Below are 20,003 nucleotides of genomic sequence, written 5' to 3'. Positions count from 1 at the left end.
GCGACGGGCCTGCGCTGATCGCCGAGCTCGACGTCGTGCTGGACTCCCGCGGCCAGCCCGCCGCTGAGCGGCTGGCCGGACTGAACGGCCACACCCCGTGGCAGAGCCCGCGCGCACAGTTCATCGGCTCGGCGGCCGGGCTTACCGATCTGCTCACCGAGGTGCTGGCCTGGGCCGAAGGGGTCCGCCTGCACCCCGCCGTGCTGGACACGGATCTTGAGGAACTGACGCGGCTGGTGCTGCCCGAACTGCGCCGGCGCGGGGTCCTCGCCCCCACCAGCCCGGACGCCACATTCCGCGATCAGCTGGGGCTGGCACGGCCAGCCAGCCGCTACGCCGCCGCATCCAGCGCCCCCGGCGCGGAAAACTAAGGAGCCCACCATGAGCCACAGCACCCACCCCGCCGCTGAATTCACCGCGTCCGGGTTCATCCCCTCGGGTCAGATCCAGCTGGGCGTGTTCTTCCAGGGCGTCAACTCCGGAACCGTCTGGAAGGCGGCCGAATCCGGCTCCCAGACCGACTTCGAATCGTTCCGGCGCATCGCCCAGACCGCCGAGCGCGGCCTGTTCGCGGCGTTCTTCCTCGGCGAAGGCCTGCGGCTGCGCGAGCATCTTGGCCGTCCGCACGCGCTCGACGTCGCCGGCCGTCCCGACGCGCAGACTGCCCTCGCCGCCTTGGCCGCGGTGACCACCAAGATCGGGCTCGTCGCAACCCAGAACACCACGTACAACGACCCCGCAGACCTGGCGCACCGGCTCTCCACGCTGGACCTGCTGTCCGGTGGCCGCGCCGCCTGGAACATCGTCACCACGGACAACGCCTGGACCGGCGCCAACTTCCGGCGCGGCGGTTATCTGGACCACGCCGACCGGTACACCCACGCCGAGGCCTTCGTGGAAACCGCCAAGCGGATCTGGGACGCGTGGGACGACGGCGCCGTCGCGGGCTCAGCCTCCGCCGAGCGGTGGTCGGCGGAGGGCTCGGTCCGGCGGGTGCGCCACACCGGCCGGCACTACACCGTCGACGTCAGCCCGCGGCTGCCGCGCAGCGCCCAGTACCGGCCGGTGCTGTTCCAGGCCGGGGATTCGCCCGAGGGCAGGGACTTCGCCGCCCGGCAGGCGGACGTCATCTTTTCCGCGCACCCGCAGCTCGATGACGCCCTGGAGTTCCGCCGCGACATCGTGGAGCGCACCCTCCGGGCCGGCCGCGGCGCCCAGGACGTGAAGATCATGCCCGCCAGCGAGTTCATCCTCGCCGCCACGCCGCGGGAGGCCCTCGAGAAGAAGGCCTGGGTCCGCGGTCTGCAGATCGGCCCGCAGCAGGCCATCGCGTACCTCGAACAGTTCTGGGGCCGGGAGCTGCAGGGCTACGATCCCGACGGCCCGCTGCCGGACATCGACCCCGTGGTGGAAGAAGCCTCCGAAACGCGCGGCAGCGGCTTCCACGGCGCCAAGGCACGCCAGCTGGCCGACCAGTGGCGGGCCGAGGCCACAGAGAAGGGCCTGTCCATCCGCCAATTCGTCTCGGCCAAGACCAGCCGGGGCGACTCCACCTTCACCGGCTCGTACACCGAGGTCGCGGACCGGCTCAGCGAGTATGCCCGGACCGGCGCCGTCGACGGCTTCAACATCTCGCCGTGGCTGATCCCGTCCGGCCTCGACGACATCGTCAACCACCTCGTGCCGGAACTGCAGGAGCGCGGCGTGTACCCCACGGAGTACGCGGGCAGCACGCTGCGGGAGAACCTCGGCCTGGCCACCCCGGCCCGCACAGGTGCCAGCGTCGAGGTCGGCATCGATTCAAGTTCCGTCACGGCACAGGCCTAGACGATCTCCGCTGGGTCACCAGACAGCCACAACGAATCCCCGCCGGAGACGTTCCCGGCGGGGATTCGTTGGCTTTCGGTACCGTTCATTCAACCAACGCGGGCGGGCTACTTCTTCGGCAGGCCCGCCGGGTTCAGCTCCGACTTCGCGACGGCTTCCGCGGACAACCCCCAGCGGTCCAGGATCTTGGCGTAGCTTCCGTCCTGGATCAGGTGGTTCAGTCCGGCCTGGGCCGCTGCGGCAAACCCGTTGTCCTTCTTGGTGGTGACGGCGATGCTGGCCTTCAGCGGCCAGCCGCCGTCGACCAGGCCGACGAGCTTTGTCTTGGCGTCGGAGGCCGCCTTGTAGGCCGCCGTGGCGTTGGGGCCGAACGTGAGGTCCGCCCGTCCGGACTGGATGGCGAGCTGGGAGGCGGAGTCGTCGTCGTAATACTGGAACTCCACGGGCTTGAGGCCGTTTTTCTTGTTCTCCTCATCCCAGCGCAGCAGGATTGCCTCCTGGTTGGTGCCGGAACCGACGATCACGCGCTTGCCGGCGACGTCCGGGGCCGATTCGACCTTGGTGACGCTGCTGTCCGCCTTGGCATAGAAGCCGAGCTTGTCTTCACGGTAGCTGGCGAAGTCGAACTTGAGCTTGCGCTCCTCCGTGACGGTGACGTTGGACAGCACAGCCTCGTACTTGCCGGAGTCGACGCCGAGCGGCCAGTCGGCCCAGGCCGTCGGGACAATGTCTGCCTCCAGGCCCAGGGACTCGGCCAGAGCGACGGCGATATCCACCTCGTTGCCCACCGGGGTCTTGTTGTCGGTGGCGTAAACGGCCAGCGGCGCCGCAAACGGGCTCACCGCCACGGTCAGCTTCCCGTCCTTCTTAACGGCTTCCGGGACGAGCGCGGCGGCCGCGGCATCCACCGTGGCCTTGACGCGGTCCTGCTGCGGCGAGAGGTTGAACTGCTTCACCCCGGTGGACGACGACGGCGCCGCCGACGGGCCGCCGGCAGCAGCGGCGCCGGGATCGGAGCAGGCCGCCAGACCCAGGACAGTGGTGGCCGCCAACGCGACCGCGGCGCCTGATTTAAACGAAAGACTGGACATGTTCTCCCCTTGAGAGTGGACTGAAATGGTGCTGGTGCCAGCAACTATCCGGGGCCCGGGAGAGCCGGTCAAAGCGCCGTGAAACCGGGTGAAACCAAGGGATACAGGCGGTAATACCCGTTCATCCGGCGTCCGCGGACGCTGCCTGCGGACGCCCTGTGTTACCGAAGATTGCCCTGCGTGACGCGACGGGACGGAATTGTTCACGGCAGGCCGCAACTGGCCTAGCCTGCATAGAAGACCTGCAAGGTGACAGCACGACACAGGAGGGGTGAACTTGTCAGTGAGCACGCACCAGCAAACGCACCGGACCACGCACCGGCTCGGCATCAACGCCCCGGCGGACCTTGTCTTCAGCATGCTGCGCGACGCCTCACACTGGCCCTACCTCGAGGGCCTGACGGTGTACTCGGAGCGCGTCAGCGGCGACGACGCCGGCCACGAGCTGCGCACGTCCGTGGTGTCCAACGGCTCACTCAGTTCAAGCCACTGCTGGCGCGTCTTTGACACCGCCAGCCACCGCGCCCAGTTCCACCAGCTGGACCTCGAGCCCCCGTTCCGGGAGCTCGGCGGCGACTGGGAGATCCGGCCGGCGGACGGGCTCTCCGTGGTCACGCTGAACCACGAGTTCGAGGTCGACGACGAGCACCTCACCGAGCGGATCCGTGCGATCATCGAGGACTACAGCCGGCGTGAACTGGAGGCGCTGCGGATCAGCTGCGAACGGTTGTCCGTCCTCCTGCAGCACCACGCCCCGCAGGCGCACCCCACCCCACATCTCACGGCGCAGTCCACCCCGCACCCCACAGCACAGGAGGCCTAAATGTCAGAGGCCAGGTTCACGACGGAACGGGACAGCTTCGGCCGGCTTCTCGCGGACCGCGAAGTCTGGCGGCAGGCCTCCACCATCCCGGCGGCAGGCGAACTGACCGCCCGTTGGCTGGAGGGCAACAGCCAATACCAGCCGGGAGTCTTCGCGCCCGGGTTCGACGAGGAGACCGCGGCCATCGCCGGAGAGCTCGCCCGGCTGAACCGCAACGGGCTCTTCACCAAGGAATCGCAGCCGGGCGTTCAGGCCGGGGGCCTCGCGCAGCGCGCCTACGTGACGGCCTTCTGCGGCCCGGAGGCGGCGACGGCACTCCTGGCCCTGTCCGCACGGACCGGCCTGGTGACGGTCGTCCACGACCCCGGTGAGGCGAGCAGCGTCTCCATCCCGGTGACCGTACAGGACGACGACGTCGCGACCTTGCTCGGCAGCAGCGAGGGGCCCGTTGGGGAGGACCAGCTCAGGGACTGGGCAGCCGAGACCAACGAGACCTTGGCCCTGGTCCTGGCGGATGCCTGGTACGTGGAAATCTTCGATCCCGTCTGGGGCCGGAACGATGTCCTGTTGGCCGCCGTACTCGAGGCGCTGCACGCCGCTTAGCCGGCGGGAACGCGCGCCGCGCAGCCGGCGGCGAGCCGGTTCCCGGTAAATTCACATATCGGTCGCATCCCACCCGATGCTCGCGGCCTCGTCCAGGGTGCGCGCCTCGAAATGCTCCAGCATGTCCTTCATTGCCTCGAGGCCCTGCTTGAACAGGGCAGAATCCCGCCACTGCTCAATCTGTTCCAGGGACTCCCACGGGCCGGTGCTGATGAACCTGTTCTTGACGTCGCGATCGTGCATCAGCACGGCTTTGGCGTTGGGAAAGTCTTCCTTCGTCTTCCTGGCCAGATCCCGCCAGGCCTGCACAAAATCGTTCTCGCGGCCGGGATGCACCAGCCAGATTCCGAGCGTATAAACAGACACGTCGATCGCCTCCATTGTCCGTACGGGTTGATACGCCGATTATGTTCCTGTCCTCCGGCCGGCGGTAGTCCCGGACCGCCCGGAGCCCGGTTGTGGCCGCAAATGAACCGTTGTAAGGGTGAAGTGGAAGGCCTAGCATGTGGGCAGACCCCCACTCTGGGGCCAGCCTCGGACCTTCCATCGTTGGGAGCGGGCACACGTTCGGATGCCGATGTCCTGGGCGAACACAGGATAGGAAAAACGATGAGCAAATATCTGTTCGAAGCGAACTACGTCGGCGACGGAATCAAGGGACTCATGCGTGAGGGCGGCACCAAACGGCGTGATGCCGTTGTCGAAGCCCTCAAATCGGTGGACGGCTCACTGGAAAGCTTCTACTACGCTTTCGGGGAGACCGACGTTGTCGGAGTCTTCGATATCCCCGACCAGGCCGACGCCGTCGCCCTGTCACTGATGATCAATTCCACCGGCGCCGTGAACCTGCACATGAAACCGCTCATGTCAGCAGAGGATCTCGACGCGGCAGCCAAGAAGACGCCGTCGTACCGGGCCCCGGGGCAATAGCCCACGCTGTGCCCGGCATGCCGGTGCGGGGCCAGTCCCCCGGGCTGGCCCCGCACCGGCAGCGCCGGATGTTTTAGCGCAGCCGTGCTAACTGCCTGGCGGTCGTGCTACTTGGCGCCGTTGTATTCCTCGTCGGTCACGAGGTCACCCCACTCGGACTCCGCGCCCTCTGCTGGCGCTTCCCACATCGCGAGGTGGGTCATGAAATGGTCCGGCGCGGCCCCGTGCCAGTGCCATTCGCCCGGCGGCGTGTAGATCGTGTCGCCGGGGCGGATTTCGGTCACTTCGCCGCCGCGGGCCTGGACCAGGCCGACACCTTCGGTGACGTGCAGGGTCTGTCCGACGGCGTGCGAGTGCCAGGCCGTGCGGGCGCACGGGGCAAAGTGCACCGCGTTGACGCGCATGCGGGACGGTTCGGGCTGCGGGGCCGCGAGGACGTCAAACCAGACGTCGCCGGTGAACATCTGCGCCGGCCCTTTGACGCTTGGCTTCCTGGCTTGGATTTCCACTGTCATTTCCTCCCAGGGTGTTTTGTCGGGTGGCGGGCGCGACGGGAGGCCGCGTCCGTCCAATCCCAGGGTCCTTCGTGCGCTGCGTCCTAGTTCAGGGTCGCGGTGTCGATCACGAAGCGGTAGCGGACGTCGGAGGCCAGGACGCGCTCGTAGGCGTCGTTGATCTTCGCGGCTGGGATGACCTCGATTTCGGCGCCCAGGCCGTGCTCGGCGCAGAAGTTGAGCATTTCCTGGGTTTCGCGGATGCCGCCGATCATCGAACCGGCGAAGGAACGGCGGCCCATGATCAGGGCGAACGCGTTCACCGGGAGCGGTTCCGCGGGGGCGCCGACGTTGACCAGTGCGCCGTCGAGGGTCAGCAGCTGCAGGTAGGAGCTGATGTCGATCGCGGCACTGACCGTGTTGATGATTAGGTCAAAAGTGCCGGCAAGGTCCGTGAAAGTGTTCTCGTCGCTCGTGGCGTAGTAGTGGTCCGCGCCCAGCTTCAGCCCGTCTTCCTGCTTCTTCAGCGACTGCGAGAGGACCGTGACCTCGGCGCCCATGGCGTGGGCGATCTTGACGGCCATGTGGCCCAGTCCGCCGAGGCCGACGATCGCGACCTTCTTGCCGGGCCCCGCGCCCCAGTGGTTCAGCGGAGAGTAGGTGGTGATGCCGGCGCAAAGCAGCGGCGCGGCGACGTCGAGCTCGATGCCCTCGGGAATGGTGACCACGAAATCCTCGGTCACAACGACGTGGGTGGAGTAGCCGCCCTGGGTGATGGTGCCATCACGGTCGACGGCGCCATAGGTGCCGGTGTTCGCGGCGAGGCAGTACTGCTCCTCGCCGGCCTGGCAGTTGACGCACTCACCGCAGGAATTGACCATGCAGCCGACGCCGACCCGGTCACCGACGGCGTGCTTGGTCACGGCCGTTCCCACCTCGGTGACAATGCCGGCAATTTCATGGCCGGGAACCAGCGGATAGGTCTGCGGGCCCCAGTCGCCGCGGACAGTGTGGATATCGGAATGGCAGATCCCGGCGTACTTGATCTCGATCAGGACATCGTGGGGTCCCACGTCGCGGCGCTCGATGGTGGTGAGGGCGAGCGGCCCCGTCGCGGACGGTGATGCGTAAGCGTTGACGGTAAGCAATGAATCTCCTGCTTGTTGATCGTTGGGGGTTGTTCAACGGAACACCATCCATCAAACCCGGTAACGCAGCCGTGAGGGAGTCCCTGCTGATAGGGGTACTGGCAGGGCCTCCCTCAGAGAGCCCAAAGGCCTAACGTTGATGGCATGGACAATCGAGAGGCGACCCGCGAGTTCCTTGCCTTGCGCCGGGCCAAGATCACCCCCGAAGAGTCGGGATTGCCGATCTACGGCGCGAAACGCCGGGTCCCCGGACTCCGCCGCGGGGAAGTCGCCATGCTGGCCGGCGTCAGCGTCGAGTACTACACGAGGCTGGAGCGGGGAAACCTGTCCGGCGTTTCGGAGGGAGTTCTGGACGCTGTGGCCAGTGCCCTCCAACTCGACGACGCCGAACGGGCCCACCTCTTCGATCTGGCCCGGGCAGCGGCCCCGGGCAGCCGGACCCGCCGTCGTCCCCGTCCCGCGGAGTCCGTCCGGCGCAGCGTTCAGCTGACGCTGAACGCCATCGCCAACGCGCCCGCCTTTGTGCGGAACGGACGCATGGACATCCTTGCGGCCAACCCGCTGGGTCATGCCCTGTATTCGGACATGTACGCGGGTCCGGCCCGCCCGGCCAACCATGCCCGGTTCATCTTCCTGGACGCGCGATCGCGCAGCTTCTACCCGGGCTGGGACCGTGCGGCGAGCGACACCGTCGCGATCCTGCGCACCGAGGCCGGCCGGGATCCCTACGACCGCGGGCTGACCGACCTGGTCGGGGAACTATCGACGCGGAGCGAGGAGTTCCGCACCCTGTGGGCGGCGCATAACGTGCGCCAGCACTACACCGGGCTCAAACACTTGCACCACCCTGTGGTCGGGGATCTCCACCTGATGTACGAGGCAATGGACGTCTCCGCCGACGCCGGGCTGTCCCTGCTGGTCTACAACGCCGAGCCCGGCTCCGCGTCGGAAGATGCGCTGCGGCTGCTGGCCAGCTGGGCCGCGACCAACCAGCAAGTCAAGGAGGCCGGAGCGGCTTTTACTGTGGACAAGGCCTGACCGGGGCAGGCCGGCACTGTCACGCCAGGGCGGATATGCCGTCCGTGTATCCACCGGACTGGCCGCTGGAGGTGAAGTTGCTCAGCCAGGCCGTGGCCTTGTCCCGGGACGTGAAGAATTCGTGGGGGTAGCGGGTGTGCCGGCTCATGGCCGCCGCGATCACACGATCCACGGTGCTGGATCCAAGCACGGCAATCGCCAGAACCCCTGTTGTCTGCGCGAACTCGTACCTGGCGGCCGCGCTGATCTCCACGTCCGTCATTTCGGAGAGCATCGGCATAGGTATTCCGCCGCTGATCTGCGCTACGGCCAGCATCGCGTCCCTGGCATCGTCGACATCAACAAACGTGCCCGGCTGCCAGACGGATGTGATGATGCCCGCACTGATGCTCAGCACGTTCTTTCCGTCAGCAGCTGCTATATGTCCTGGCATCATCGAGACCATTGTAGGGCCGGTCCTGACAAGCCACGGGTTTGGGACCCGGTGCGCGTGGCGGACCGCAGACCATGGCTGCACTCCGCGTCGCCGACCGGCCACGGACCTGCCCCATGCGGCCTGCAGCCCGTGCCGGCATTCAGCAAAGGCATTGCCTTCGCCATGGCCCGCAGGCATACTCGTGCCTGCGGGAGGACGTCCCCGCGTCCCCCACCGACGGCCCGCGATGCACACGCGAACGGATGAGCGCCATGGCTGATATGACCAACCTCGAGCAACAGCAGGTGGACCGGGCGAACGCTTCCGGCCTCAAACCCGTCGTCTTCGTCCACGGACTGTGGCTCCTGTCCAGCAGTTGGGACCGGTGGCGGGCCCTGTATGAGGAAAACGGCTACACCACGCTCGCCCCCACGTGGCCCGATGATCCCGAAAGCGTCGATGAGGCAAGACGCGACCCGGAGGTCTTTGCCAAGAAGATGGTCAGGCAAGTCACGGACCACTACCTCGACGCGATTGGCCGGCTCACCATCAAGCCCGCTGTCGTGGGGCATTCCTTCGGCGGACTCATCGCCCAGAGGATCGCCGGAACCGGAGCCTCCGCAGTCACGGTGGCGATCGACCCCGCACCATTCCGGGGAGTCCTGCCGCTGCCGGCCTCAGCCTTAAAGTCAGCAGCGCCTGTGATCACGAATCCCGCCAACGCCAAGCGTGCAGTGTCTCTGACTTTTGACGAGTTCCGTTTCGGCTGGGCCAATGCCCTGGACGAGGACGAAGCCCGTCAATTGTTTGACACCTTTCATGTCGCGGCCTCTGGCGTGCCTCTGTTCCAGGCTGCAACCGCAAACCTCAACCCGTTCACCGAGGCCAAGGTCGACACGAAGAATCCGGATCGGGGTCCGTTGCTGATCATCTCCGGGGAGAAAGACCACACAGTGCCGTGGGCCATCGCCAATGCGTCCTACAAGCGTCAAAAAAGAAATTCGGCGCACACGGCAATCAAGGAGCTGCCGGACCGCGGCCACTCTCTCACGATCGATCACGGCTGGCCTGAGGTCGCCCAAACCGCCCTGGACTTCATCAAAGAGTTCGGCTGAGTACTACCGGCCAGAGTCAACGTGTCCGACCGAGGGCATGCCCCCTGCCGGCGCTCAGCAGTGGACATGCCCCCTTATCAGAATGGACTTGTCCCCCGGCGCGGCTCAGGGATGGACATAGTGGGCATATGTCCATCCCTGGGCGCCGGAGGAGGGCATGTCCCGCGGAGGGGTGCCGGAACCGGCCCGGCCGTCACAGCATCCGGCGGTCAGGACTCCAGGACCAGCAGCTGGGCCTTGTCCGCGTCCCAGCCCACCCACAGCTCCTCATCCGGCCGGATCCGGGCGGCGCTGTCGGAGCTCAGCTCACGGAGCTGGAGGTCGTGGCCGCCGGCCGTGAGGCGGTGGCGGACCGTGGCGCCAAGATTCGTGGAGGACACCAGGGTCGCGGCGCATCCGTTGCCCGCCGTAGCCCGTGTCCTGAATTTGAGGTGCTCCGGGCGGATGGAGACGGCGTAGTTCTCACCGCTTGCCCCGCGGTCCCGGACCTTTGCCATACCCAGTCCGCCGAGGTCCACCACGGCTTCCTCGCCGTTGCGCTCCACGATGGTGCCCGGGATGAGGTTGGTGTCGCCCAGGAAGCTGGCCACCCAGTCGGTCATGGGGTGGTTGTACACCTCCTCCGGCGGGCCGGACTGCACGATCTTCCCGTCCCGCATCACCACGATCCGGTCCGACATGGCCATGGCCTCGTCCTGGTCGTGTGTCACGAACAGCACGGAGATGCCCAGGCCCTTCTGCAGGGTCTTGATCTCCTCCTGCATCTGCTCGCGAAGGCGCTTGTCCAGGGCTGCCATCGGCTCATCCAGCAGCAGGGCCGCCGGGTTGAAGACCAGTGCCCGGGCCAGCGCCACCCGCTGCTGCTGTCCGCCCGAGAGCTGGCGCGGCTTGCGCCCGCCCATCTTGCCCAGTCCCACACGGTCGAGGGCTTCCTCGGCGCGCTGGCGGCGTTCCGCGCGCGGCACCTTCCTCATGCGCAGCGCAAACTCCACGTTTTCCAGCGCGCTCATGTGCGGGAACAGGGCGTAGTTCTGAAACACCACACCGAGATTGCGGTCCCGGGGCGGCAGCGTGTCCACGGGTTTGCCGTCAATGAGGATGGCTCCGGCGGTGTGTTCTTCAAATCCCGCCACCATCATCATGGTGGTCGTCTTGCCGGAGCCGCTGGGGCCCAGGAGGGTCACGAACTCCCCCGGCTGGACTGTCAGGTCCAGTTCGTCCACGGCAACGACGTCGCCGTAGTGCTTGCTGACCTGGCGGAGCTCAATGGCGCCCTGGGCGGCCCTGCCCGTGCCGGGAATGGGCCCCGCGGAAATCACTGATGCGGTCATCGACTTTCCTTACGTTTGTGCGGACACGGCCAGCGGCAGCATCCGGGTTGAAGAGCGGCGCTTGAGGACAAACAAGACCTGGAGCAGCAGCCCGATGGTGGCGACGCTGACCAGCAGGGCGGAGGACACCGCGATCTTCGGGGTCAGGTTGAACTGGATATCCGTGAACATCTTCACCGGCAAGGTGGTGGCCCCCGGGGACTGCATGAACAGGGACATCACCGTCTCATCGATGGAGACCGAGAACGCGAAGAGCGCCCCGGAGATCAGGCCGGGCAGGATGATGGGCAGATACACGTGCCGCAGGACGGAGAGCGGTCCGGCCCCGAGGCTCTGCGCCGACCGGACCAGGGCCGGGTTGAGCCCGGCGAGGCTGGCGCGGGTGGTCAGGTACACATAGGGGGTCGCGATCACGGCGTGCGCCAGGCCGATGGGGACGATGCTGCCCACCATGCCGATCGAGATGAAGAACTGGTAGAACGCCAGCGCCAGCACCACGGTCGGCACGATCATCGGCGCGAGAATCAGACCCACCACGGCGGGCTGGCCGGGAAACTTGCGCCCGTGCAGGCCGATCGCCGCGGTGGCGCCCAGCAGCACGCCGATCACGACGGCGATCGCCGCCGACTGCAGGCTGGCCGTCAGTGCGGAGGTCCAGGCCCGGTCGGCGAAGAATCCGGCCACGGCGGCGAAGGAGATTCCCTCCGGCGGGAAGGTGATGTAGCGGCTGTCGTTCAGCGCGACCGGCACCACAATCGCCGTCGGAATGACGAGGAACAGGAAGGCCGGGATGGAAAGCAGCGCCAGCATCCGGTGCTGCGGATTAGTTGTTTTCATGTTGGCCTCCTGCCTTGAGGACGCGCTGGTAGACGGCCACGAGGATACTGACCATGACCGTCAGGATGACGGCCAGCGCAGCGGCCCCGGAAAAGTCCGTCAGCTGTCGGGCGTAGTAGTCGATCTGGTTGGCGATCATCATGTCGCCGGGCCCGCCCATCACCACCGGGGTGATGAAGAAACCTGTGCTGATGATGAAGACCAGCAGCCCGGCCGCGGAAATGCCGGGCATGCTCAGCGGCAGCGTGATCGTGCGGAAGACGGATCCTTCCCGCGCGCCAAGCGAGCGGGCCGCGAGCCCCAGCCGGTCATCGATCGATGTCAGCGAGGAGAAGATCGGGAACACCGCATACGGCAGGAGGCAGTGCACCATGCCGACGATCACGGCGAACCGGTTGTGCAGCAACGGGACCGGCGCACCGGTCAGCCCGATTCCCTGCAGGAAGGCGTTCACAATGCCGTTGTCCTGCAGCAGGACGGCCCAGGCGAAGTTCTTCACCAGGATGCCGGTCCAGAACGGCAGGAGTACGACGGCGAACAGGATCACCCGGGTGACGTTGCCGGCCCGCCACAGCACCATGGCGATGATGTAGCCGAGCACCACGGTGACAATGGTGCTGGCCAGGCTGATGGTCAGGGTGTTGACCAGGGCGCGCATCACCAGCGGGTCCTCAAGGACCCGCTGGTAGGCGTTGTCGGCGAAGCTTGCGCCGACCAGTTTGCCCAGCGGCGTCAGGAACAGCACGACGTCGAAGGCAAGGATCGGAGCCAGCAGCAGCCACCAGCCGCTGCGCCGCCGTCGTGGTCGTGCCTCGGCGGAGGCAGGCGCACCGCGGCCCCGCGGCCGGGGCCGCTCGAGAGTTGCGTTGCTCATGTCAGCTGGCCTGCCAGAGCTTGAACTGCTGCTCGGTCTTCTTCAGGTTCTGCGACCACCACTTGTCGTCGCGGACCAGGATCTTGTCCGCGAGCCGGGGGCTGGTGGGAAGCGTGTCGGCGATTTCCTTCGGCAGCTTGGACAGCGCCGGGGTGTTGGCCAGGGTCAGGTTGGTGACCTTGTCGAACGCCGCGCCGGCCTCGGCGTCGTTGGACATGAAGTTCATCAGCTTGAAGGCCGCTTCCTTGTTCTTGGCGCCCTTCGGAACCACGAAGTAGTCGCCGGCAAGGACGGCGTTTTCGGCGGAGAAGTTCAGTTTCGCGCCGTCGTTGCGGGCTGCGTTAATGCGGTTGTTGAAGCTGGTGGAGAGTGAGACCTCGCCGGAAGTGAGCTGCTGGATGGGCTCCTGGTTGGCGGCGTGGTACAGCAGCCGGTCCTTTCCCGGGTGCTGGCCCAGAACCCTCAGGGCCCGGTCGACGTCGAGCGGGTAGATCTTGTCGAAGGGGACACCGTCGGCCAGCAGCGCGGCTTCCAGGACGGAGCTGTCGGAGAGCTGGTTGTACACCGAGCGCTTGGTGTTGTACTTGCCCTGGTCGAAGAATTGGGCCCAGTCTTTCGGGGCCTGCGCGTCGGAAATGACCTTCTGGTCCCACGCCATGACAAACAGGAAGCTCAGGTACTTGATGCCGTATTCAGCCTTCGCGTATCCGGGCAGGCCCTTGTCGCTGATGATGTCGTAGTCGAACTTCTCTAACAGCCCCTCGGCCACGGCCACCTCATACTCCGGCGCCGTGATTTCCACGAGGTCCCACTGCACGTCGCCGGACTGGACCTGGGCCTTCAGCGCGGCCAGGGAGGTGTTGGCCAGCAGCGTCGTCTGGATCCCCGACTGCTTGGAGAACGGGTCCAGGATTGTCTGGGTCAGCTGGTCGTTGTACGAGCCGCCATAGGACGTGACGGTCACCGTCTTGTTGGCAGCGGCACTTTCGGCGGGCTTCGCCGCGCAGCCGGAGAGCGCCAGACCCGCAAATGGCGTCAGCGCTGCCGCTTTGAGGAGCTGCCTGCGGTCAAAGGGAGTGGAACGGAATGCTGTCATGGGGGAAGTGCCTCTCATGGACGCGGGCACGCCAAAAGAGGGCGTGCAGGATTGCGGGCGTAGCGGGGTGCGGTGCGTGTGATTGCGTGTGGCGCAGTGAAGGAGAAGAAGTGAAGAGAGAAGGAGAAGCGACAGCCGCGGTTCGCGCGCGCCATCCATTCCACCTGGAGATCTCGAGTCCGCCTTCCGGCGGCTTTTCGGTTTCGCAACTGTAACTGTGAAGTTGCTCACTAGTCAACAGTTGTATTGCTTTAAGAAACAACGAGATTTCTGCCCCGCGAGCTCCCCTAACGCCGGCCCTCCTGAGCCCGCCCGGGCATCTCCAGGGTCACCGAATGATGCGCCCGTCGTGGATAACAGTCCTCGACCTGTTGTGGTCCCAGAGAACTGCCGGGTCCACAAAGGGGTCGCCGTCCAGAATCACGGCATCGCCCGCCATTCCAGCGCCGATGCTCCCGATGCTTGGGTCCTGAAGGAGCTCTGCGTTTACTGAGGTAAGGGATCTCAGCGTCTCCAAGACGCCTGCCGCCTCGATCTGCAGCCGAATGCCGACAAGCTGATCATCCTCAAGGTCCCCCATCAGGTCGGATCCGAAGCCCACCTTGACTCCGGCCTGCAGGGCCAGTTCCACAGCAATTTTGCCGGCCTCAAGCACCTCGGCGTTCTTGGCCTGGGAAACGGGGTTCAGGCCCATTGCAGCTCCCCTTCGGCTCATGGCGTCGTAGGCGGCAAGCGTCGGCACGAGGAAGCTCCCGTGCTCGGCCATCATCTGCGCCGTGTCCCGGTCCAAGAGGTTCCCGTGTTCTATGGAACGTACCCCGTTTTCCACGGAATGCCTGATTGCCTCGGGTGAATACGCATGGGCCGCCACGTAACTCTTGCGCCGGGTGGCCTCGTCCACCACCGCCCGGACTTCTTCCGCTGAATACTGCGGCAGCCGGATGGGATCTGTCAGGGAGACCACGCCTCCGGAAGTCATGATCTTGATGGCGTGGCTTCCCGTGCGGAACCGATCACGAACTGCCCGGCGCAGGTTGTCCACCCCGTCCACCACGGCGCACATGTGACCGTGATCGAAGCAGACATCCAGATCCGCGGAACGGGGATCGCCATGGCCACCGGTTTGGCTGAGGGCCGGACCCGTGTAGTAGTATCTCGGAGCCGTGACCAGGCCGCTGCGGATGGCGCGGGCCAGCCCGCTGTCCCCGCCGGCCACATCGCGGACGGTCGTGAATCCCCGCCGCACGGCGGCGCCCAAGCGGCGCGCCCCCACCAGTGCGGTGTAGCTCAGGAGCGAGCGCTCAACCTCAAGGCCGCCCAAGCCCACGGCGTACGCGTGAAAGTGGGCATCGATGAGCCCTGGCACCACGACGCGGCCGCCGGCGTCGATCACCTCACCTTCGGGGATGACGTCGCCGGTCTCCTGGATGATCCCGTCCCGGAACAGGATGGATCCGCTCGCCAGCTCGGGCGAATGTCCGTCAAAGATCCGGGCATTGTGGATGGTCAGGGCGTCTGCGTTGGTCATGCTGACAACTCCTCGGGTGAGATGTTCGCGGGTGGGCTCGGTCCGGTTTTCTAGGTGCTGGCCGGTTCCGTGGAACCGCGGACCATCAGTGAACCCTGGAGGATCAGCTGGTGCTGTTCCAAGCCCTTGCCCTCCATGACCCTGCGGAGCTGTTCGCCGGCCCTGGCCCCGAGGGCGTCGCCCGGAAGGTGGACGCTGGTCAGGCCCGGGTTGGACGTGGCCGAATAGGGCAGGTCATCGAAGCCTGCCACGGCCAGTTCCTGCGGAATGCGGACGCCGGCCACCCTGGCTTCCTGCAGCACGCCGTAGGCATGGGTATCGGTGGCGCAGACGACGGCGGTGACACCGTCCCGCTGCCAATCCGGCCACGCCGCGGCGAACGCGCCGGCGGCGGCGCCGACGTCAATGGTGGTGCCGATGACATGGTCCGTGGCCACGGTGATGCCCAGCGCCGCGGACTCCTCTAGGAATGCCGCCCGCCGGATATCGAAGGTCGCCGTGCCGGTCACACTGTCCATGTACGCCGCTTGTTTATGTCCGGCGTCCGCCAGGTGCCGGGCCAGCAGGCGGGCGCCGTGTCCGACGTCGAGATTCACCGAGGGGGCAAAGGACTCCAAGCCGGGGGCGTCCAGCAGAACGAGAGGCCCAGCGACGGAAAGATCCTCCAGGAACTCCGCGCTGGGCGCATCTACGAGCAGCCCGGCCGGCCGCAAAGCCAGGAGCCTGCGGACGTCGTCGACGCGCGGGAACTCCCCGGCGTCCGTGACGGAGAGCAGCAGCTGGTATTCGGCGCCGAGCGCGCCGCGGACACCTGCAATGACGTTGGCGAAGAAAGGGTTGGAGATGTCCGGCGCCACGAGAATGACGATCGAACTGATGCCCTTAGCTAGCGAACTGCCAATACTGTCCACCACATAGCCGAGTTCCGCAATGGCTTCCCGGACCCGCGAAATGTTGTCCTCCGAGACCCGCCCCTGGGTCTTTCCGTTGGCCACAAGGGAGACCGTTGCGGTGGAGACCCCGGCCCGCGCAGCCACCATCGCCGCAGTGACGCGCGGGGTGCGCCCCCGAAGCTCGTGTACTTGTTCGCCGGATTCCATACCTCGATCGTAGCCGGGAGTGACGCATCGCACCTGCCGCAAGACATCAAGCGCTTGACGTCACTTACGTTAAGCGCTTGACGCTTGACGCTTGACAGTGCCAAACTCACTCTGAACGCTTTATCGCACCGCCCCGGCGGACCCCCAACGACGTGGAGATATTTACGTGGATCCCATCACCCTGAAACCGGAACGCAGGAAGATCATCCTGGACTGCGACCCAGGCCATGACGACGCCGTGGCCATGCTGCTGGCTCACGGCAATCCGTACATTGAGCTGCTCGCGGTCACAACGGTCGTCGGCAACCAGACCCTCGAAAGGGTCACCCGCAACGCCCTGTCGGTGGGCACGATTGCCGGCATCACCGGCGTCCCCTTCGCCGCCGGCTGCGATCGGCCCTTGGTCCGCAGCATCGAAACCGCCCCCGACATCCACGGTGAGAGCGGCATGGACGGCCCCGCCCAGCCCGAATCCAGCATCGAACTGGACCCGCGCCACGCCGTCGACCTCATCATCGACACTGTTATGGCGCACGAGCCTGGCACTGTGACGCTGGTGCCCACGGCAGGACTGACCAACATTGCCATGGCGGCCCGCAAGGAGCCGCGCATCGTGGAGCGCGTGAAAGAAGTTGTGCTCATGGGCGGCGGGTACCACGTAGGCAACTGGAGCGCCGTTTCCGAATTCAACATCATCATCGACCCCGAGGCCGCACATATTGTGTTCAACGAGCCGTGGCCGGTGGTCATGGTGGGCTTGGACCTCACGCACCAGGCCCTCGCGACCCCCGAAGTCGTGGAAAAAATCGCCGCCGTGGGTACCAAGCCCGCCCAGTTCGTGCTGGAGCTGATGGAGTTCTTCACCAAGACGTACAAGGACGCCCAGGGCTTCGATTACCCGCCCGTCCACGACCCCTGCGCGGTGGCCTACGTCATCGATCCCACGGTGATGACCACCCGCAAAGTCCCCGTGAACATCGAACTGCAGGGCCAACTGACGCTCGGCATGACCGTCGCCGATTTCCGCGCCCCGGCACCGGAGGACTGCCACACGTCTGTTGCTGTGGACCTCGATCACGCGAAGTTCTGGAACCTCGTCACAGACGCCCTGGTGCGCATCGGCGACGTGGACCCGTCCGCCGCCGTCAGCATCGGCGCAGGAAACGGAGCCAACTCATGAGCACTCTGACTTACGAATCCAAGACAACGGGACGAAGCGTCGCTGCACTCACGGCGGCCCTGTTGACGGCCTGCATTGCCTTCCAGCTCAACGCATCGATGCTCAGCCCCGCCCTGGTCACGATGGGCAACGAACTCCACACCGATCAGGCCGTGATCGGCCTGTCCCAGACCTGGTTCTTCACCGCGGCAGCACTGTTTTCCCTCTTCCTGCCGCGCCTGAGCGACATTGTGGGGCGCAAGAAGATCCTGCTGGGCATGATGTTGATGATGGCTGTCGGCTCGGTGATCGCGGCCATGGCTCCCGATATCACCTGGCTCTTCGTCGGACGCATCATCCAGGGCGTCAGCGGCCCCACGGTCCCGCTGTGCCTGATCATGCTGCGCTCCGCCGTCAGTGACCCGCGGAAGTACGGTGCCCTCATGGGCCTCATCACCGCCGTCAACGGCGGGGTTGCCGGCGTCGACTCCTTTGTCGGCGGTTACTTCGCCGAGCATTACGGATTCCGCAGCATCTTCTGGCTCATGGTGGTGCTGGCCGTCGTGGCGGCGGGCCTGGTCGCCGTTCTGGCCGGTGAGAGCAAGCCGGCGGTGGGCACCAAGATGGACTGGCCCGGCGTCTTCTTCATCGTGATCGCGGTCGGCGCCCTGCTCACAGCCCTCAACGAGGCCTCCAAACTGGTCAGCGGATTCTCCCCCGGCACCCTCGCACTGGCGACTGCCCTCATCGCCGTTGCAGTGATCGCCTTCTTCGGGTTCTGGACGGTGGAAAAGCACTCCCGGCAGCCCATGGTGGAGACCGCCCACCTGCGCCAGCGCTCCACTTGGGCGCCGTTGCTGACCACAATCCTGACCATGACCGGCGTCTTCGCGGTCATCAACGGCATCGTTCCCGCCTACGTGCAGGCCACGGCTCCCGGCTTCGGCGTGGGACCGACCGAAATGTCACTCATCATCCTGACTCCCTACGCCCTCCTGGGCTGGGTTGTCGGACCCATCAGCGGCCGTTTGGCCCCGGTTTTCGGCTACACCAAAGTTTTGCGGATCGGCATGGCCGGCAGCGTCGTGGCCCTGGCGATCATCGCCTTCTTCGGCCTCAGCAGCCTGCCCATGATGATTGCCGGAACAGCGTTGCTGGGCATCATGTACGCGGGTACGGTCAACATCATGCTGAACGGCCTTGGCGTTGTCCTCTCCCCAGCTGGCAACCCCGGCTTTCTCCCCGGCATGAACGCCGGCGCGTTCAACCTGGGCGCCGGCCTGAGCTTCCTGGTCCTGCCGGCAGCGCTGGTGGCCTCCTCTGCACTGGGCGATGCCCAGGCATCCTACTTGACCGCGATCACGGTGGGCCTGATCATCACCGTGGCGGCTTTCGCCGCTTCACTCCTGATTCCCAAGCCCTTGGAAGCTGAGGCGAAATGACCCGCCCGGACTCTGGCCGGATCGTCGTCGTCGGTTCACTGAATGCGGACCTGACCATCTACTGCGACAGGCTCCCCCTCCCCGGCGAAACGGTGCACGGGAATGGCTTTGCGGTCAATCCCGGCGGCAAGAGCGCCAACCAGGCGGTCGCGGCGGCCAAACTCGGAAGCCGGGTCGTGCTGATCGGTGCGGTGGGCGACGACACCAACGGGACCATGCTTCTGGCCTCCACCGCCGGGGCCGGGGTGGACATTTCCCGCGTCCGCCGCACGCCTGATGCTGCGACCGGCGTCGCCGTCATTTCCGTCGACGCCCACGGTGAGAACAACATCATCATCTCGGCCGGAGCCAACGGCACACTGGCGCCCGGGGATGTTGCCGCTTCCGCCGAATTGTTCGAGGGCGCGTCCGTGATGTGCCTGTGCCTCGAGGTCGGTCTGGACACCGTTGAGGCCGCGGCCCGCTTGGGCCACGACGCCGGGGCGACAGTTCTGCTCAACCTGTCGCCCTACGCCGAGATCCCGGCGAGCTTGGCCGCACTCTGCGACATCCTGCTGGTGAACGCGCATGAGGCGTCGCTGTTCCTGGGCGGCGCCGCCGTGCCCGACGCCGGGGCTGACGCCGCGGCGTGGGCGCCGGTCCGGGACAAGTTCGCCGATCGCGGACTGCACCGCGTTGTGGTCACTTTGGGGGCGAACGGCTCCGTCGTCCTGGACTCCGGAGCCGGCGCCGAGGGCCGCATCACCCGCATTGAACCCACCAGGGTCGACGCCAAGGACACCACCGGCGCAGGCGATGCATTCACCGGGGCCGTGGCTGCGCGCCTTGCCGCCGGCGATTCACTTCCGGCCGCTGCCGCCTTCGCGTCCGTTGCCGCGGCCTTGGCAGCGACCAGGAAGGGGACGCAAACGGCGTACCCGAAAGCGGCGGATGTGGAGGGACTGCTCGCTTAACGGCCACCCCCGCCAGTTAGGGCCGCCACGGGAGGGGGCGCCGCAGAGCCTGTCTGCGGCGCCCCCTCCCGGTTAAGCACCGGACCGGTCTGGTGGTCCTTGGTTGATGCAACCCAATTGCACAGCAGATTCACAGCGAGGCGCTATTGAAGTTACAGCCGCGGGGCCGACAATGGTTCGACCTGATAGGAGTATTTGC

The 20,003-nt window shown here is 66.2% G+C and carries 20 protein-coding genes and 1 pseudogene; 10 read left to right on the top strand and 11 right to left on the bottom strand.

Features of this window, described 5'->3' with window-relative positions:
* Together AC1D1S_RS01555 and AC1D1S_RS01550 are read left to right on the top strand one after the other, a co-directional pair.
* Positions 1–371 (top strand): annotated as a pseudogene (locus tag AC1D1S_RS01555) (LLM class flavin-dependent oxidoreductase); the annotation flags it as partial.
* 10 nt (positions 372–381) lie between these two features.
* On the top strand, positions 382–1,827 hold the full coding sequence (locus tag AC1D1S_RS01550; protein ID WP_476993562.1) for an NtaA/DmoA family FMN-dependent monooxygenase: 1,446 nt from the start codon (positions 382–384) through the stop codon (positions 1,825–1,827).
* 107 nt (positions 1,828–1,934) lie between these two features.
* On the opposite strand, the gene AC1D1S_RS01545 is transcribed toward AC1D1S_RS01550, so the two are convergent.
* Positions 1,935–2,918 (bottom strand): ABC transporter substrate-binding protein, encoded by a 984-nt coding sequence (locus tag AC1D1S_RS01545; protein WP_028275946.1) that lies wholly within the window; start codon positions 2,916–2,918, stop codon positions 1,935–1,937.
* 283 nt (positions 2,919–3,201) lie between these two features.
* Here AC1D1S_RS01545 and AC1D1S_RS01540 point away from each other — a divergent pair, with 283 nt between their 5' ends.
* Together AC1D1S_RS01540 and AC1D1S_RS01535 are read left to right on the top strand one after the other, a co-directional pair.
* Positions 3,202–3,741 (top strand): SRPBCC family protein, encoded by a 540-nt coding sequence (locus AC1D1S_RS01540; protein ID WP_459383568.1) that lies wholly within the window; start codon positions 3,202–3,204, stop codon positions 3,739–3,741.
* Positions 3,742–4,344, top strand: a complete 603-nt coding sequence (locus tag AC1D1S_RS01535) for a DUF6919 domain-containing protein (RefSeq protein WP_028275944.1) — start codon at positions 3,742–3,744, stop codon at positions 4,342–4,344.
* Positions 4,345–4,395: 51 nt separating this feature from the next.
* On the opposite strand, the gene AC1D1S_RS01530 is transcribed toward AC1D1S_RS01535, so the two are convergent.
* The gene (locus tag AC1D1S_RS01530) at positions 4,396–4,725 is read right to left on the bottom strand and encodes an antibiotic biosynthesis monooxygenase family protein (protein WP_028275943.1); all 330 of its coding nucleotides are present in this window, start codon (positions 4,723–4,725) and stop codon (positions 4,396–4,398) included.
* Positions 4,726–4,953: 228 nt separating this feature from the next.
* On the opposite strand from AC1D1S_RS01530, the gene AC1D1S_RS01525 reads away from it, so the two are divergent.
* Positions 4,954–5,274, top strand: coding sequence for a GYD domain-containing protein (locus AC1D1S_RS01525; RefSeq protein WP_028275942.1), 321 nt, complete (start codon positions 4,954–4,956; stop codon positions 5,272–5,274).
* Between the two features lie 107 nt (positions 5,275–5,381).
* Here the strand turns inward: AC1D1S_RS01525 and AC1D1S_RS01520 are convergent, their stop codons facing one another.
* Positions 5,382–5,789 carry a (R)-mandelonitrile lyase gene (locus tag AC1D1S_RS01520; RefSeq protein WP_216699110.1) on the bottom strand — a complete coding sequence of 136 codons (408 nt, stop codon included), beginning with the start codon at positions 5,787–5,789 and terminating at the stop codon, positions 5,382–5,384.
* Between the two features lie 83 nt (positions 5,790–5,872).
* Positions 5,873–6,916 carry an NAD(P)-dependent alcohol dehydrogenase gene (locus tag AC1D1S_RS01515; protein ID WP_476993561.1) on the bottom strand — a complete coding sequence of 348 codons (1,044 nt, stop codon included), beginning with the start codon at positions 6,914–6,916 and terminating at the stop codon, positions 5,873–5,875.
* A 144-nt stretch (positions 6,917–7,060) separates the two neighbouring features.
* Here AC1D1S_RS01515 and AC1D1S_RS01510 point away from each other — a divergent pair, with 144 nt between their 5' ends.
* Complete coding sequence (locus AC1D1S_RS01510) at positions 7,061–7,954, top strand: helix-turn-helix transcriptional regulator (RefSeq protein ID WP_476993560.1); 894 nt, start codon at positions 7,061–7,063, stop codon at positions 7,952–7,954.
* A 19-nt stretch (positions 7,955–7,973) separates the two neighbouring features.
* Here the strand turns inward: AC1D1S_RS01510 and AC1D1S_RS01505 are convergent, their stop codons facing one another.
* Complete coding sequence (locus AC1D1S_RS01505) at positions 7,974–8,390, bottom strand: DUF7793 family protein (RefSeq protein ID WP_164468552.1); 417 nt, start codon at positions 8,388–8,390, stop codon at positions 7,974–7,976.
* A gap of 251 nt (positions 8,391–8,641) precedes the next feature.
* On the opposite strand from AC1D1S_RS01505, the gene AC1D1S_RS01500 reads away from it, so the two are divergent.
* On the top strand, positions 8,642–9,484 hold the full coding sequence (locus AC1D1S_RS01500; protein ID WP_476993559.1) for an alpha/beta hydrolase: 843 nt from the start codon (positions 8,642–8,644) through the stop codon (positions 9,482–9,484).
* A 209-nt stretch (positions 9,485–9,693) separates the two neighbouring features.
* On the opposite strand, the gene AC1D1S_RS01495 is transcribed toward AC1D1S_RS01500, so the two are convergent.
* The 6 genes from AC1D1S_RS01495 to AC1D1S_RS01470 all read right to left on the bottom strand — a co-directional run bounded on the left by AC1D1S_RS01495 (position 9,694) and on the right by AC1D1S_RS01470 (position 16,250).
* Entirely contained in the window at positions 9,694–10,815 is a 1,122-nt protein-coding gene (locus AC1D1S_RS01495; RefSeq protein WP_243178263.1) for an ABC transporter ATP-binding protein, read from the bottom strand.
* Positions 10,816–10,824: 9 nt separating this feature from the next.
* Positions 10,825–11,652 (bottom strand): ABC transporter permease, encoded by an 828-nt coding sequence (locus tag AC1D1S_RS01490; RefSeq protein ID WP_028275936.1) that lies wholly within the window; start codon positions 11,650–11,652, stop codon positions 10,825–10,827.
* Positions 11,639–12,526: an ABC transporter permease gene (locus AC1D1S_RS01485; protein ID WP_476993558.1), complete on the bottom strand. Its 888-nt coding sequence runs from the start codon at positions 12,524–12,526 to the stop codon at positions 11,639–11,641. Before AC1D1S_RS01485 ends, AC1D1S_RS01490 begins: the two co-directional genes overlap by 14 nt.
* A 1-nt stretch (position 12,527) precedes the next feature.
* Complete coding sequence (locus AC1D1S_RS01480) at positions 12,528–13,622, bottom strand: extracellular solute-binding protein (RefSeq protein WP_018775012.1); 1,095 nt, start codon at positions 13,620–13,622, stop codon at positions 12,528–12,530.
* A 328-nt stretch (positions 13,623–13,950) separates the two neighbouring features.
* Positions 13,951–15,150, bottom strand: a complete 1,200-nt coding sequence (locus AC1D1S_RS01475; RefSeq protein ID WP_476870239.1) for a metal-dependent hydrolase family protein — start codon at positions 15,148–15,150, stop codon at positions 13,951–13,953.
* 50 nt (positions 15,151–15,200) lie between these two features.
* A complete protein-coding gene (locus AC1D1S_RS01470) occupies positions 15,201–16,250 on the bottom strand; it encodes a LacI family DNA-binding transcriptional regulator (protein ID WP_243178260.1) in 1,050 nt (349 codons plus the stop codon).
* A gap of 166 nt (positions 16,251–16,416) precedes the next feature.
* Between AC1D1S_RS01470 and uriH the strand changes: the two genes are divergently transcribed.
* The 3 genes from uriH to AC1D1S_RS01455 are packed head-to-tail and all read left to right on the top strand — an operon-like array spanning position 16,417 to position 19,804.
* Positions 16,417–17,430, top strand: a complete 1,014-nt coding sequence (uriH, locus tag AC1D1S_RS01465) for a uridine-preferring nucleoside hydrolase UriH (RefSeq protein ID WP_243178259.1) — start codon at positions 16,417–16,419, stop codon at positions 17,428–17,430.
* Complete coding sequence (uriT, locus tag AC1D1S_RS01460; protein WP_476993557.1) at positions 17,427–18,851, top strand: uridine transporter UriT; 1,425 nt, start codon at positions 17,427–17,429, stop codon at positions 18,849–18,851. Before uriH ends, uriT begins: the two co-directional genes overlap by 4 nt.
* Positions 18,848–19,804 carry a ribokinase gene (locus AC1D1S_RS01455; protein ID WP_243178257.1) on the top strand — a complete coding sequence of 319 codons (957 nt, stop codon included), beginning with the start codon at positions 18,848–18,850 and terminating at the stop codon, positions 19,802–19,804. Before uriT ends, AC1D1S_RS01455 begins: the two co-directional genes overlap by 4 nt.
* Positions 19,805–20,003 lie beyond the last annotated feature (199 nt).

This window comes from Arthrobacter sp. P1_A5 (genome assembly GCF_056406825.1).
This window is presented reverse-complemented; position numbering and strand designations above follow the sequence as displayed.

Coding starts and splice junctions, on each gene's coding strand:
- AC1D1S_RS01550 (WP_476993562.1), top strand. CDS start 382: ATGAGCCACAGCACCCACCCCGCCGCTGAATTCACCGCGTCCGGGTTC.
- AC1D1S_RS01545 (WP_028275946.1), bottom strand. CDS start 2,918: ATGTCCAGTCTTTCGTTTAAATCAGGCGCCGCGGTCGCGTTGGCGGCC.
- AC1D1S_RS01535 (WP_028275944.1), top strand. CDS start 3,742: ATGTCAGAGGCCAGGTTCACGACGGAACGGGACAGCTTCGGCCGGCTT.
- AC1D1S_RS01530 (WP_028275943.1), bottom strand. CDS start 4,725: ATGGAGGCGATCGACGTGTCTGTTTATACGCTCGGAATCTGGCTGGTG.
- AC1D1S_RS01525 (WP_028275942.1), top strand. CDS start 4,954: ATGAGCAAATATCTGTTCGAAGCGAACTACGTCGGCGACGGAATCAAG.
- AC1D1S_RS01520 (WP_216699110.1), bottom strand. CDS start 5,789: ATGACAGTGGAAATCCAAGCCAGGAAGCCAAGCGTCAAAGGGCCGGCG.
- AC1D1S_RS01510 (WP_476993560.1), top strand. CDS start 7,061: ATGGACAATCGAGAGGCGACCCGCGAGTTCCTTGCCTTGCGCCGGGCC.
- AC1D1S_RS01505 (WP_164468552.1), bottom strand. CDS start 8,390: ATGATGCCAGGACATATAGCAGCTGCTGACGGAAAGAACGTGCTGAGC.
- AC1D1S_RS01500 (WP_476993559.1), top strand. CDS start 8,642: ATGGCTGATATGACCAACCTCGAGCAACAGCAGGTGGACCGGGCGAAC.
- AC1D1S_RS01495 (WP_243178263.1), bottom strand. CDS start 10,815: ATGACCGCATCAGTGATTTCCGCGGGGCCCATTCCCGGCACGGGCAGG.
- AC1D1S_RS01490 (WP_028275936.1), bottom strand. CDS start 11,652: ATGAAAACAACTAATCCGCAGCACCGGATGCTGGCGCTGCTTTCCATC.
- AC1D1S_RS01485 (WP_476993558.1), bottom strand. CDS start 12,526: ATGAGCAACGCAACTCTCGAGCGGCCCCGGCCGCGGGGCCGCGGTGCG.
- AC1D1S_RS01480 (WP_018775012.1), bottom strand. CDS start 13,622: ATGACAGCATTCCGTTCCACTCCCTTTGACCGCAGGCAGCTCCTCAAA.
- AC1D1S_RS01475 (WP_476870239.1), bottom strand. CDS start 15,150: ATGACCAACGCAGACGCCCTGACCATCCACAATGCCCGGATCTTTGAC.
- AC1D1S_RS01470 (WP_243178260.1), bottom strand. CDS start 16,250: ATGGAATCCGGCGAACAAGTACACGAGCTTCGGGGGCGCACCCCGCGC.
- uriT (WP_476993557.1), top strand. CDS start 17,427: ATGAGCACTCTGACTTACGAATCCAAGACAACGGGACGAAGCGTCGCT.
- AC1D1S_RS01455 (WP_243178257.1), top strand. CDS start 18,848: ATGACCCGCCCGGACTCTGGCCGGATCGTCGTCGTCGGTTCACTGAAT.